At 71.0% G+C, this 12684-nt stretch carries 10 protein-coding genes; 2 read left to right on the top strand and 8 right to left on the bottom strand.

Annotated features, from left to right (window positions below; genetic code table 11):
- Positions 1-600, bottom strand: a complete 600-nt coding sequence (locus ACIBHX_RS05400) for a TetR/AcrR family transcriptional regulator (protein WP_397064446.1) — start codon at positions 598-600, stop codon at positions 1-3.
- Positions 601-647: 47 nt separating this feature from the next.
- Here ACIBHX_RS05400 and ACIBHX_RS05395 point away from each other — a divergent pair, with 47 nt between their 5' ends.
- Complete coding sequence (locus ACIBHX_RS05395) at positions 648-2132, top strand: FAD-dependent monooxygenase (protein ID WP_397064445.1); 1485 nt, start codon at positions 648-650, stop codon at positions 2130-2132.
- 26 nt (positions 2133-2158) lie between these two features.
- Here ACIBHX_RS05395 and ACIBHX_RS05390 read toward each other — a convergent pair whose 3' ends face one another.
- From ACIBHX_RS05390 to ACIBHX_RS05380, 3 genes are read right to left on the bottom strand one after another with little or no spacing between them, the layout of a single operon-like run.
- On the bottom strand, positions 2159-4297 hold the full coding sequence (locus ACIBHX_RS05390) for a xanthine dehydrogenase family protein molybdopterin-binding subunit (protein WP_397064443.1): 2139 nt from the start codon (positions 4295-4297) through the stop codon (positions 2159-2161).
- Positions 4294-5247 carry an FAD binding domain-containing protein gene (locus tag ACIBHX_RS05385; protein ID WP_397064441.1) on the bottom strand — a complete coding sequence of 318 codons (954 nt, stop codon included), beginning with the start codon at positions 5245-5247 and terminating at the stop codon, positions 4294-4296. Before ACIBHX_RS05385 ends, ACIBHX_RS05390 begins: the two co-directional genes overlap by 4 nt.
- The gene (locus tag ACIBHX_RS05380) at positions 5234-5794 is read right to left on the bottom strand and encodes a (2Fe-2S)-binding protein (RefSeq protein ID WP_397064439.1); all 561 of its coding nucleotides are present in this window, start codon (positions 5792-5794) and stop codon (positions 5234-5236) included. The genes ACIBHX_RS05385 and ACIBHX_RS05380 overlap by 14 nt, the downstream gene beginning before the upstream one ends.
- Positions 5795-5988: 194 nt before the next feature.
- Here ACIBHX_RS05380 and bla point away from each other — a divergent pair, with 194 nt between their 5' ends.
- On the top strand, positions 5989-6870 hold the full coding sequence (gene bla / locus ACIBHX_RS05375; protein ID WP_397064437.1) for a class A beta-lactamase: 882 nt from the start codon (positions 5989-5991) through the stop codon (positions 6868-6870).
- Here bla and ACIBHX_RS05370 read toward each other — a convergent pair.
- The 4 genes from ACIBHX_RS05370 to ACIBHX_RS05355 all read right to left on the bottom strand — a co-directional run bounded on the left by ACIBHX_RS05370 (position 6867) and on the right by ACIBHX_RS05355 (position 12643).
- Positions 6867-8066: a monooxygenase gene (locus tag ACIBHX_RS05370; RefSeq protein ID WP_397064435.1), complete on the bottom strand. Its 1200-nt coding sequence runs from the start codon at positions 8064-8066 to the stop codon at positions 6867-6869. The two genes, bla and ACIBHX_RS05370, sit on opposite strands and share 4 nt — an antisense overlap.
- Positions 8067-8156: 90 nt before the next feature.
- Complete coding sequence (locus tag ACIBHX_RS05365; protein ID WP_397064433.1) at positions 8157-8897, bottom strand: GNAT family N-acetyltransferase; 741 nt, start codon at positions 8895-8897, stop codon at positions 8157-8159.
- An 80-nt stretch (positions 8898-8977) separates the two neighbouring features.
- On the bottom strand, positions 8978-9916 hold the full coding sequence (locus ACIBHX_RS05360; protein WP_397064431.1) for a diacylglycerol/lipid kinase family protein: 939 nt from the start codon (positions 9914-9916) through the stop codon (positions 8978-8980).
- Positions 9917-9922: 6 nt separating this feature from the next.
- Positions 9923-12643, bottom strand: a complete 2721-nt coding sequence (locus ACIBHX_RS05355) for an immune inhibitor A domain-containing protein (protein WP_397064429.1) — start codon at positions 12641-12643, stop codon at positions 9923-9925.
- Positions 12644-12684: the final 41 nt, after the last annotated feature.

The following is a 12684-nucleotide window of genomic DNA, read 5'->3' as shown; positions in this document are numbered from 1 at the left end:
CTAGAGGAAGGCGCGCTCGAGCGCGTCGAAGGCTCTGTTGACGGCGGCGACGTGGTCGTCGTGCACGTCCGCGGCGCTCTCGCCCGCGAGCATGCGGGCGGCGGTGGCCTGGTAGGTGCTGCGGAAGGCCGCGACGACGAACGCGGCGGCCAGGCGCGGGTCGTGGTCCTCGCCCGACTCGGAGAAGAGGGCGGCCAGCACCGCCTCCACCTCGTCGGCCACCTCCCTGGCCCGGGCGCGCAGCGCCGGGGAGTCGAGCACCACCCGCCAGAAGTAGCGGTAGTGGTCCTCGATCCCGGCCAGCGGGTGGCCGGTGGCGACATGCCCGAGGAGCATGCGGCGCAGCGCGCCCAGCACGGTCTCGCCCGCGGGCCTTTCCCTGATCGTGCCGGTCAGGATGTCGATCAGCTCGGGGACTCGGTCGAGGAAGATGTCCTCCTTGCGGGGGAAGTAGTTGAAGACGGTCACCTTGGACACGTCCGCCGCCTCGGCGATCTCGCTGATGGTCACGTTGTCGAAGCCGCGCTCGTAGAACAGCAGCGAGCCCTGATCGGAGATGCGCTGTCTCGTCTCCGCCTTCTTACGTTCGCGCAGGCTCATAAAAAAAGTTTAGCGCACTCAAAGTTGAGTCGGGTATGGTTTTAGCCATGGACTACGACGTGATCATTTCCGGTGGCGGGCCCGTGGGCCTGATGCTCGCGTGCGAGCTCGGGATCCAGGGGGTGCGAGTGGCCGTGCTCGAGCGGCTCACCGAGGTGGACGAGACGATCAAGGCGGGGGCGATCAACACACCCACGGCGGAGGCGTTCTACCGGCGGGGGCTGTTCGGGCGGCTGTCCGAGGCGCAGGAGCGGACGATGGCGCAGTTCCGCGCCTTCATGGCGAGCAAGGGCGACAGCGCTCCGCCCAAGGGGAAGAGCTTCGCCGGGCACTTCGCGGCGCTGTGGCTGCTCGGGGAGCTGGTCGACGAGGACGATCCCGACTTCGCCGATCGCGGTCCCGCCGCCCGGCTCACCGGGGTCAGTCAGCAGGACATCGAGCAGGTGCTGGCGGCCAGGGCCGCCGAACTCGGCGTGGACGTGCTGCGTGGCGTCGAGCTGACCGGGTTCGAGACCTCGGCCGACGGGGTGACGGTCGAAGCGGGCGAGCGGGTGCTGCGGGCGGCGTGGCTGGTGGGCTGCGACGGCGGGCGCAGCACGGTCCGGCGGATCGCCGGGTTCGACTTCCCTGGCACGCCGCCGGAGATCACCGGCCACCAGGCGCTGGTGACGATGGAGGGCGCCGAGGGCCTCGGGTTCGGCTGGAACCACACCGACACCGGCATCTACGTCCACGGCCCCATCCCCGGGCGCATCCTCACCGTGGAGTTCGACGGCCCGCCCGAGTACCGCGACGCCCCCATCACGGCCGAGGAGCTCCAGGCCAGCCTGCGCAACGCCTCCGGGGTCGACGTCACGATCACCGGCGTGCGGTCGGCCACCCGCTTCACCGACAACGCCCGCCAGGCGACGACCTACCGCCTCGGCCGCGTCCTGCTGGCCGGGGACGCCGCCCACGTCCACTCGCCGTTCGGCGGCCAGGGCCTCAACCTGGGCATCGGCGACGCCGTGAACCTGGGATGGAAGCTGGCCCGCGTGGTCCACGGCCACGCCCCCGAGTCGCTCCTGGACACCTACACCGCCGAGCGCCACCCCATCGGCGCCTGGGTGCTCGACTGGACGCGCGCCCAGGTGCTGCTCATGCGCCCGGACCCGAAGGCCCGCGCCCTGCGCTCGATCGTCTCCGACCTGGTCGGCACGGTCACGGGCACGACGTACTTCGTCAAGAAGCTCTCCGGCGTGTGGCAGCGCTACGACCTGCCCGGCGACCATCCGCTCATCGGGCGCAGCGCCCCCGACCTGGAGCTGGCCGACGGCACCCGGGTGGGCGACCATCTGCACGCGGGCCAGGGCCTCCTGCTCGATCTCGGCCTCTCGCTGGCCGCCGATCCCCGCGTCCCCCTGCTCAAGGCGGAGCCCGCCGAGGATCCCGGCTTCCTGGCGATGCTCGTCAGGCCTGACGGGGTGGTCGCCTGGGCGGGCAGCGATCAGGACAAGGCCCTGGACCAGGCGCTGGCCACCTGGTTCCAGTGAGGGTCACGAGCTCGGCCTGACCACCCTCAGGCGAGCAGCTTCTCCGGGGTGAGCGGTAGGTCGCGCACGCGGCGGCCGGTCGCGTTGTGCACCGCGTTGGCGACCGCGGCCGCCGCGCCGACGATGCCGAACTCGCCGATCCCGCGCGCGCCCAGCGGGCTCAGCAACGTGTCTGGGTAGTCCAGGAACCGGATGTCCATGGGTGGGATGTCGGCGTTGACGGGGACCAGGTAGTCGGCGAGGTTGGCGTTGGTGAAGCGGCCGGTCGCGGCGTCCAGCCGCAGATCTTCCAGCAGCGCCTGCCCGATCCCCATCACGATGCCGCCGATGATCTGGCTGCGCGCGGTCTTCTCGTTGACGATCGTGCCGGCGTCCGCGACGCACACCCACCGGGTGACGCGCGGCTCCATCGTCCACCGGTTCACCCGCACCTCGCAGAAGTGCGCCCCGAACGAGCGAAAGGCGTGATCCTTGACCTGGTTGCGCGGCGAGGTGGCGGTGGCCTCGACCGCCGGCACGTCCAGCGAGCTCAGCAGCCTGCCGAACGGCATCGCCAGCCCCTCGGCCACCACCTCGCCCTCCGCGAAGCGCGCCTTCCTGCCGTGGAAGGGCGAGGCGGGGTTCCCGGTCGCGAGTTCCAGCAGCGCCGCGATCGCCGCCGAGGTCGCCAGCTGTACGGCGGGCCCGTTCGTGGACGTGGATCCCGACCCGCCCGCGGCGGCCGCCGGGGGCGAGGCGGAATCACCCAGCTCCGGCACGACCCGCGTGACAGGGATGCCCAGCCCCTCCGCCGCGAGCAGCGCGAACACGGTCGACTGCCCGGTGCCGAGGTCGGCCGCGGTCCCGGAAACCGTGGCACGCCCGTCGGACAGCAGCCGCACCTTGATCGACGCCTGATCCCTGAACGCGCCGTAGGTGGCCGTGGCCATGCCCATCCCCACCAGCCAGTCGCCGTCCACCACCGTGCCCGGCTCCTCGGCCCGCTGCGACCAGCCGAACCGCTCGGCGCCCAGGTCGTAGCACTCCGCCAGGTGCTTGCTCGACCAGGGCAGCCCGTTCGACGGGTTGACCGGGGAGTCGTTCCTGCGCCGCAGTTCCAGGGGATCCATCCCCAGCTCGCCGGCCAGCTCGTCGAGGGCGCTCTCCAGGGCGAACGACCCGTTGGACTCACCCGGCGCCCGCATGATCGTGGTCACCGGCGTGTCCAGCGGCACGTACGACCGGCTCACGTGCAGGTTCCGCGCGCCGTACATGATCATCGACAGGTCGGCGGCCGACTCGAAGAAGCCGTTGGAGACCGCCTTGGCCGAGACGCCGTCGTTCTTGACCGCGACGAGCGTGCCGTCACTGTCGGCGCCGAGTGTGACGGTCTGCCTGGTCGGCGGGCGGTGACCGACGACGGTGAAGACCTGCTCGCGGGTCAGTACGGTCTTGACCGGCCTGCCCAGGGCCCGCGCGGCGGCCACGGTGAGGGGCGTGTGGGCCCAGGTGTCCCACTTGTTGCCGAACCCGCCGCCGACGTAGGGGTTGATCACGTGGATCTTGGAGCGGTCGATGCCCAGCGTCTCCGACAGCCGGTCCACGGCCAGCCGTACGCCCTGGGAGGCGGTGTAGACGGTGACATGGTCACCGTTCCACGAGGCGAGGGTGGGGTGCGGCTCCATGGCGGCGTGGTTCTCGGCCGGGCTGGTGTACGTGGCGGTGATCCGCACGGCGGCGCCGGCCAGAGCCTCGTCGATCGAGCCCACACCGGGGGCGAGCACCTGGCTCGTCCCCGCGGCCACCGGGGTCCCCTCGGAGAAGCAGGCCTGCGGCGGCTCGGCGTCGTACTCGCAGCGGACCAGCGCGGCGGCGTCCCTGGCCTGCTCGAACGTCTCGGCCACGACCAGGCCGATGGCCTGACCGTAGTAGCGGACGCCGGGGCTCTGGATCGGCGGCGTCAGCTCGGCGTTGTCCTCCTCGGCGAACGGATGCAGCTCGAGCGGGTTGAACGGCGTGTAGACGGCCAGCACGCCGGGCGCGTCGGGGACGTCCATGCGCCGGATCGTGCCCCTGGCGATCGTGGCGGTGATCAGATAGCCGTAGACGAGGCCGTCGAGGTGCTGGTCGGCGGCATATCGGGCGGCGCCGGTGACCTTGACGTGCCCGTCTTCCCTGTCGGTCATCGGGTGGCCTCCACGAGGGCTCGCACGATCGTACGTTTCAGCAGGGGAACCTTGAAGGCGTTGTCCGCCAGCGGGCGGGCGCCGCGCGCGGACAACTCGGCGGCCGCCTCGAACGCCTCGACCGTCGCCGGGCCGCCGCGCAGCGCCGCCTCGACCTCGGGCAGCCGCCACGGGACCGTGCCCACGCCGCCCGCGGCGATCCGCGCGTTGTGGATGGCGCCGCCGTCCAGGTCGACCGCCACGGCGGCCGAGGTGAGGGCGAACTCGTAGGACCGGCGATCGCGCACCTTCACGTACACGGACCTGCTCGCCCAGGGCAGCGGCGGGACGATCACCTCGGTGACGAGCTCCCCGGGTTTCACCTGGTGCTCGACGTGCGGGGTGTCGCCGGGCAGGGTGTACAGGCCGGCCACCTCGACGGTCCGCTCGCCGGTACGCGTGGCCAGCCGTACGGACGCGTTTAGGGCGACCAGCGCCACAGCCAGGTCGCTCGGATGGGTGGCGACGCAGGCGGAGGACGTGCCGAGGACGGCGTGCGAGCGGTTGCCGCCGGTCTGGGCGGGGCAGCCCGTGCCGGGGGCGCGCTTGTTGCACGGCGTGGCGACGTCGCGGAAGAAGCCGCAGCGGGTGCGCTGGAGGAGGTTGCCGCCGATCGTCGCCATGTTGCGCAGCTGGGGCGAGGCGCTCTGGAGCAGGGCCTGCCGGATGACCGGATATATCCCGTGATGGTGGGCGACGTCCTCCATGAGCTCGAGGGCCCCGATGCGCAGGCCGTCGGGGCCGGGATGGATGCCGCGTAACGGAAGGCGGGTGATGTCGACGACGTGGTCGGGCGTCATCACCTCGAGCTTCATCAGGTCCACCAGCGTCGTGCCGCCGGCCAGGTACGCGCCCGGCAGGTCCAGAGCCTCGTGCGTGCTCTCGGGCGCGGCGTACTCAAAGGGCCGCATCGCGCACGTCCTGGCTCATCGCGGCCCGCACCGCATCCACAATGTTGGGATATGCGCCGCACCGGCAGATATTTCCGGACATGGCCTCGCGGATCTCCTCGCCCGTCGTGGCCCGCCCCTCGTCGACCACCGCCACGGCCGACATGATCTGCCCCGGCGTGCAGAACCCGCACTGGAACCCGTCACATTCGACGAACGCCCGCTGCACCGGATGCCCGCGGACCCCCTCGATCGTGGTGACCCGCTTCCCGCGCACCGCCACGGCCAGCGTCAGGCACGACAGCACGCGCCGCCCGTCCACGTGCACGGTGCAGGCACCGCACTGCCCGCGGTCGCACCCTTTCTTGGTCCCGGTCAGCCCGAGCCGCTCGCGCAGCGCGTCCAGCAGCGTCACCCGCGGGTCCACCCGCAGCGCCGCCTCCCGGCCGTTCACGCTGAACACCAGCGCGTCCTGCTCGCCGCCCGACGCGTACGGCGCGGCCTCCCCCACCGGGGCGACCTGGGCCGGGGCCGCCTGGTCCAGGAACTCACGCCTGGATGGATCCATCCGAAGATCTCCCTGCTGGTAAGCGTTTTCCCAGCAGGTATACGTCCCTGCTCTCCCCAACGTCAACAACCCGGGCCCGACCTGCCCGGATAGCCGAATCGCTATGGACGCCGAGGTGATATCGATATTAGACATGCCGTGATCACATCTGCTTTGCTCCTGCCACTGACGGACGAGAGCAAGGGAACCTCGACATGCGAAACCGCCGCGCCCTCGCGCTGGCCACGCTGACGATCACGATCCTGGCCGGCGCGCCCTTCCCCGCACAGGCCACTGGCCTGCGCCAGGAGCTGCGCGCCCTGGAGGCGTCCTTCCACGGCCGGATCGGGGCGTTCGCGCTGGACACGGCGACCGGGAAGACGGTCGGCTACCGGGCCGCGGAGAGCTTCCCGTTGCTGTCCACGTTCAAGGCGCTGGTGGCGGCGGCGGTGCTGCACCAGGCCCGCACCTCCGCGCCGGGGCTGATGGACAAGGTGCTGCACTGGACCTCCGGCGACCTCAAGCCCAACTCGCCGATCACGTCCAAGCACGTCGAGGACGGGCTGACCGTGGCGCGGCTCTGCGAGGCGGCCATCACGGTGAGCGACAACACCGCGGGCAACCTGCTGCTCAAGCAGATCGGAGGTCCGGCAGGCCTGACCCGCTACCTGCGCTCGCTCGGCGACCCGGTGTCACGCCTGGACCGCTGGGAGTCCGAGCTCAACGACTGGAAGCCCGGCGAGCGCCGCGACACCACCACGCCCGCGGCCGCCGCCACCGACCTCCGTAAGCTCACCACCGGCACGGCGCTCACGCCGAAGGACAGGACCCGCCTCATCGGCTGGTTGCTGGCCACCAGTACCGGTGACGCCCGTATCCGCGCGGGCCTGCCCAAGACCTGGACCATCGGCGACAAGACCGGCACCGCGGGCGTGTACGGCGGGGCCAACGACATCGCCGTCATCTGGCCCACCAAGCATGCCGCCCCCGTCATCATGGCGATCTACACCACCCGCCGCGAGGCGAGCGCCGCCCCCGACGAGAAGACCATCGCCCGAACGGCGACCATCCTCGCCCGCTCCCTGGGAAAGCTCTAGTGGCCCGGAGACCAGATGAGCAGGCCCAGGCACATCTCGTCGCTGGTGCCCTCGCCCCAGACGACGTAGCGGGCGGGCTGGTGGCTCAGAGCCGGCAGCATCTTGCGCAGTCCCGCGTCGTGGGTGCAGGTGACGCGGACGGTGTCGCCCTTCTTGACCGCGACCGGCTGCGGTAGCGGCCGGATGGCCTGCTCGTCGAAGTTGTACTGCGGGATGTCCAGCAGCGTCCGCGCGCCGGGCTTGCCGGGGTTGAGCTCGACCTTGATCGAGCGGCCGAGCAGGTGCATGTGCCCGGCCGTGGCGTAGACCGTGCCGCCGACCGGCAGCTTCCTGCTGCAGCTCTGCGTGTCGCCGGGGGCGAGCGCCTTGCCATGACCGCAGGTCTTGCCGAGGAAGTCCGCCGTCTCGCGCGCCTGCTGGCCGAAGCGGTGCGCCAGGTCGTCGACGGCGGCGGCGCGGTCGCACAGCGGGCCTGACTCCTGCTTGGTGCAGGGGAGCTCGACGGGCGCGGGCAGCGTGGTCGTCTCCAGTGGCGTGAGCTTCTGCGCCCCGTCGGCGAACCTGAGCCGGATGCCGGACTGGTCGCTGCCCGCCGGCTTGCCCTCGCTGGCCAGCAGGTTGTAGTGGATCTGCAGGATCAGCCGGCTGCCTGCCGCGACGGGGTGGCCGACGCGCTGGGTGAGCAGCGTCTCGTTGGCTCCGGGCGCCCAGTGGCCGATCCAGTTGCCGTTCTCGATCCCGGCGTCGCCGAAGCAGGTCCAGCCCTCGCCGGGGGTGCTCGCGTCCAGCGCCTGCGCCTTGTCGGCGCCGGCCTGGTCGACGGCGTAGACGATGGCGTGGTGGACCAGGTCGGTGTTCTGCGGCAGGAACTGGTTGCCCGTCAGGTAAGCCGGGCTCTGCAGCTGCGGGTCGAGCAGGAAGCACCGGTATTCGTCGGTCGCGCCCGCGGGAGCGGCCGGGGTGTAGGGCTGGGGCATCTTCAGCGTGACGAACCGTTCCCCGGCCCGTAACGGCGCGGCCGGGGGCGGCGCCTCGGCCTTCATCCCATGTCCGGCGTGAGCCTGCTGCGTCGTCGCGGTGGGGGCCGAGGCAGGATCCCCGTGGTGCGCGCCCGTCGCACCCTGCCCGCATGACGCCACGACCAGTGCACCTGCCAGGGCCAGCACGGCCCCGCCCATCCACCCTGTCGGTCTCATGCGATCAAGGGTGCACTCCCGCGCCCGCGCTTACATCACCCGAGAAGCCGAACCATGTCATACCTAAGGGTGAATTCCGGGCCAGACCCGCTACCGGAGGGAGGTGTGCAGCATCTCGCCGACCTTGCGGTAGCCGACCCGGGCGTAGACCCGGCCGGCCTCGTCATCGCCCGGCGTGAGGAAGGGCGTGGTGATCCCGGCGGCCCCGCCCGCGCGGGTGAGCAGGGCCGTGACGGCGCCGGCGATGCCGCGGCGCCGGTGCGAGGCGAGGACGGCGATCCCGGCGACCTCCGCGACGCCGTGGTACGGGCTGCCGAGCTGCCCTGCGCCGACCGCCTCGCCCGTCGCGGTGTCCGTGGCGGAGGCGACGAGGCCGCCGCCGTCCAGGGCCCGGCGGAGCCGGGCGACGTCGTGCTCGGTGGCGGCGGGCGCGTCGAAGGCCGCGTTCATCACCTGGGCGACGCGCCACAGGTCGGCGTCCTCGGTCACGAGGACGACGTGCACGCCTTCGGTGACGGGATCCGCCGCCTCGTCGGGGCGGCACACCATGAGCGGGAAGCGGCCCTCGGGAGTGAAGCCGAGCAGCGCCTCCTCCACCTTCGGAGCGGCGGTGGGGACGTACTCCAGCCGCGGCGTCCGAGCCCGCGACCGGAACGCCCGCACCAGCTCGCCGATGTCGTCCGCGGTGGGCGCCGCCCCGTCGTCGGGGATGGCGTAGTTGAAGGGGAGAGCGTCGTCGTGCTCGTCGAACCGGATCACGAACGGCCCCACCCGATGGGCGTGCGGCCCTGCCACTGACCTGAGGTAGGCGTGCACGTCGGCTTCCAGCAAGTTCCCTCCTCGTCACGGCGACCACCGCACGCTAGGGCCTGACGCGCCGCCCTGCCAACCGGTTATTCGATCGCCAGGGTCTAGCTGTCGACGAACGCCTCGGGCACCATCACGCGCACGCCGTTGGGCACCACGCGCAGCCGGATCGGGGTGCGCAGCCGTACCTCGCCGTCGACGTCGGCGGCCATCGGCGGGTCGGTCTCGAGCAGCATCTCCCGCCCCACCACGAACGGCCCACCCGCGAGGCTGCGCCAGCGGCCGGTGGTGGCCCTGGCCAGCGTCTCGAGCAGCAGCCGCAGCCGCTTGCCCGAGCCGAGCTGGTAGGCCACCAGCTGCCCGTTGTCGATGCTGATGTCCCTGGCCACCTGCCAGCCGCCGTGGAAGCGGCCGTTGGCGATGTTGAGCTGGTGGGTGAGCAGTTCGTGCCGCTTGCCGTCGACCGTGATGTAGGCGCGGAACGGCTGGTGCCCCGGCAGGACCCGCAGGGCGGTCAGCGGGTAGGCGGGTCGGCCGAGCAGGCGCTTGAGCCACGGCTTGACCGTGCCGGCCACCTCGACGGAGACGCCGAAGCTGGCCAGGTTGGCGAAGGGCCGGTCGTCGGCCATGCCCAGGTCGATGTCTGCGACCTTGCCCTCGGAGAACACCCGGATGGCGCCCGGCAGGTCGAGCGGCAGGCCCAGGCTGCGGGCGAAGTTGTTGGTGGTGCCGAGCGGCAGCACGCCGAGCGCCACGTCACGGTGGGCGATGTGGCGCACCGCCGACGACAGCGTGCCGTCGCCGCCGCCGACCACGAGCACGTCCGGCTCCAGGGCCAGGGCCTTGTCGAGGTGGTCGCGCAGCCGCTTGGGGTTGACCACGGAGAACTCCCCGAGCGGCTCGAACCCCTGCCGGTGGATCAGGTCCAGCGCCTCGAAGTAGTGGCGGCGGCCGCGGCGCGAGCGCGTGTTGACCACCACGGCCATCCGGCGGTCGCGCCGGATGGCCGCGGTGTGGTCGGCCTTGCTCCGCAGGTCACTCATGACCCTTCATCGTAGAGGCGGAACAACCTTCACGAGTGCCCCCAGATTCCCCGGAAGCGGAGCGATCAGCTTGAACTGCACGCCCAGCGCCTTGCCCTCGTCACCGGGATTGCCGGTGCCGAGAACCGCGCCGTTGGGCAGCTGCTGGCCGTACAGCTCGGTGGCGGGGGTGCCGTCGGCGTGCACCACGCGCGTGTTGTAGGTCTGGTCGCCCTTGGACGGCACGACCATCGAGGCGTCGAAGTCGCGGTAGCCGAGGGCGCCGTCGCGCACCTCCATGCCCGGGTACCAGGTCTTGGCGTCGGTGAAGGCGGAGACACCCTTCAGCGCGGGCACGTCCGTGCAGTACTCGCTGAACGGCTCGGCCGGCGCCTCCAGGCACTCCTTGAGCGGGTAGGTCTTGCCGAAGGTGAAGGCCGCGTTGGAGGACTGCGTGCGCGATTCCATGTTCTTGCGCAGCGTCGGGTCCTTGTCGGCCGCGGTGCCGGTACGGCGCAGCGGCTCGTAGTGCGAGTCCACGATCAGCAGGCTGCCCTTGGTGCCCACGCTCGGCGGGTTCTCCAGGTTCGGCAGCAGCACGTTGTTGGTGTAGGTCGAGTCGCGGTACCAGACCAGGAGCCCGGGTGCGTCGTACTTGACCTTCTCCACCTTCCACGACCCGTCGCGGGAGTAGGAGGTGTCGTAGGCGTACTGCAGGCCCTTGTCGAAGCCGTCGAAGTTGCGCCACTCGGCCAGGTAGAACCGGGAGATCTCCCGGGATCCGTTGTTGATGGTCCAGCCCTGGCCGCTGGTGTTGGTGAACGAGCCGCCGGTGGCCTTCCAGCCGTTGTCGCCGCCCTCGACGTCGTCGCTCCACACGGCGGCGCCGCCGTTGGTGAGCTGGAAGTCGTCGGCGTGCCAGCCGCGCAGCGTGGTGGCCGCGTCGGTGTCGTAGTCCAGGCGCAGCTTGATCGTCTGGCCCGCGTACGGCGTCAGGTCCACATAGTCGTGCCGCCAGCCGTTCGACGTGCCGGTCAGGCCGTGCTTCTTGTTGCCGAACGCCTGCAGGTTCTTGTTCGGGTCCGGATAGTCGTCCGGCGTGGAGACCTCGTTGCCGGCCTCGTCACGGACCTTCAGCTGGGTCCAGGTGTCTCCGCCGTCGGTGGAGACCTCGACGAAGCCGGAGTCCCAGTCCTGCTCGGTCTCGTAGTTGTTCCACATCCAGAACCTCAGGTCGGTCCCGGCGGGCACCTGCACCTCGCGGGCCACCTTGACGTCGGCCCACTCCTGGTCCTGGCCCGTCCACCAGGCCTTGGCGCCGCTGTGCGGGTCGAGCATCTTCTGCGGCGTGCTGGCCAGGTTGACGCGGACGCCGTCCTCGGTGAAGCGGGGCGTGCGCGAGGACTGCCCGACGGTGACCACGCGGGCGGAGTCGCCCGGGTTGAACACCTTCGGGTTGGCCCAGCCCAGCACCCACTTGTCCCACAGGCCCATGTGGGAGGGCATCGACTGGAAGATCGGCCCCGAGTGCGAGCCGCTGGACATCAGGTCCCAGAAGTCCACGTCGGAACTCGCCGCGCCCGAGGTGTCGTAGAGGTCGGGCAGGCCCAGGTCGTGGCCGTACTCGTGGGCGAACACGCCGACGCCGGCGTCCTCGGGCTGCACGATGTAGTTGGAGATCTTCTTGTCGGCGCCGGGGATCCTGTAACCGCCGGCCACCGCGCTGGAGTGTGCCCAGATGGCGTAGGTGCCCTCGGCGCCGCCGTCCGCGGACTTGTCCTTGCCCGCGTGGATCAGCACCAGGTGGTCGATGACGCCGTCGGGCTCGGCGTAGTTGCCGTCGCCGTCGAAGTCGGAGACGTCCTCCTGGTCGTAGTCGGCCCAGGGGAAGTTCGGCTGCGCCTTGGCCAGCGCGTCGACCGCGTCGATGGCCAGCTGCCCGGCGCCGCGCGGGTTGTCGGGGTGGCCGCTCATGTCCTGCGGGACGCCGCCGCAGGCCGCCGCGCCGTACCAGGCCTCGGAGTGCGGCGCCTGGACCCAGCCGACGGCCGAGCCGGTGACGGAGTAGGCGCCCTTGGACATCTCCTCGTACATCTTCTTCATCGTGTAGCCGGAGATGTCGATGCCGGGCTTGCCGTCGCGGGGGTCCTTCAGGTCGGGGCGGACGCGCTCGGTGATGCCCTTGTCGGTGTAGAGCATCGTGTTGAAGTGCTGGGTGCTGAAGTCCTTGACCCAGTAGGTGTTGTCGTCCTTGTGCGGCAGGGTTGCCGGGTCGGGGAGCTTGTTGTGCAGCGGGCCGTTCTTGATCGTGCCCTGCGGCTCGGTCACGCAGTCGTTGGGGGCGCTGTTCGTGGTGCGCAACCGCTTATAGCCGGAAAAATCGTCATTCGCCTGGTCGTTGAATTCGACGAGGAGGGTGAGCAGCTTGGCGGTCTTGGTCTGCTTGGCCCTCTTGAAGATGAAGTCGGCGGGGTTGAGTCCCGTCCTGATGGCCTCGTTCTCGCGGGCCGCGAGCACCCGGGCGGCCGCCGGGTTGCCACTGACGAACTTCCTGTCGGCCTTCTGCGCCGGCGTCAGGGACCGGGCTTGCTGCCCCGGCAGGCCGGGTTCCGCGGGATCGTTGTCGACCCGGGGCGGGGCGTAATTGATGTAGAAGTCGGCCGGGCCGGGCTGGTAGCCGGCGGCTGAGGCGGGAGCGGGCGCCGTCAGCGCGGCGGCGAGGAGCGCGGCCGCGGGTAACGCCGCCAAGATTCGCAGTCTTTTGGGCACAAACTCGGACGTTAGACGTC

The sequence above is a fragment of the Nonomuraea sp. NPDC050536 genome, assembly GCF_044457685.1.
Taxonomy (GTDB): Bacteria; Actinomycetota; Actinomycetes; order Streptosporangiales; family Streptosporangiaceae; genus Nonomuraea.
Note: the sequence above shows the minus strand (reverse complement) of the source record. Positions and strands in the feature narration are given on the sequence as shown.

Excerpts from the sequence above, each read along its gene's own strand:
- ACIBHX_RS05400 (WP_397064446.1), bottom strand. The coding sequence starts at position 600 with ATGAGCCTGCGCGAACGTAAGAAGGCGGAGACGAGACAGCGCATCTCC.
- ACIBHX_RS05395 (WP_397064445.1), top strand. The coding sequence starts at position 648 with ATGGACTACGACGTGATCATTTCCGGTGGCGGGCCCGTGGGCCTGATG.
- ACIBHX_RS05390 (WP_397064443.1), bottom strand. The coding sequence starts at position 4,297 with ATGACCGACAGGGAAGACGGGCACGTCAAGGTCACCGGCGCCGCCCGA.
- ACIBHX_RS05385 (WP_397064441.1), bottom strand. The coding sequence starts at position 5,247 with ATGCGGCCCTTTGAGTACGCCGCGCCCGAGAGCACGCACGAGGCTCTG.
- ACIBHX_RS05380 (WP_397064439.1), bottom strand. The coding sequence starts at position 5,794 with ATGGATCCATCCAGGCGTGAGTTCCTGGACCAGGCGGCCCCGGCCCAG.
- bla (WP_397064437.1), top strand. The coding sequence starts at position 5,989 with ATGCGAAACCGCCGCGCCCTCGCGCTGGCCACGCTGACGATCACGATC.
- ACIBHX_RS05370 (WP_397064435.1), bottom strand. The coding sequence starts at position 8,066 with ATGAGACCGACAGGGTGGATGGGCGGGGCCGTGCTGGCCCTGGCAGGT.
- ACIBHX_RS05360 (WP_397064431.1), bottom strand. The coding sequence starts at position 9,916 with ATGAGTGACCTGCGGAGCAAGGCCGACCACACCGCGGCCATCCGGCGC.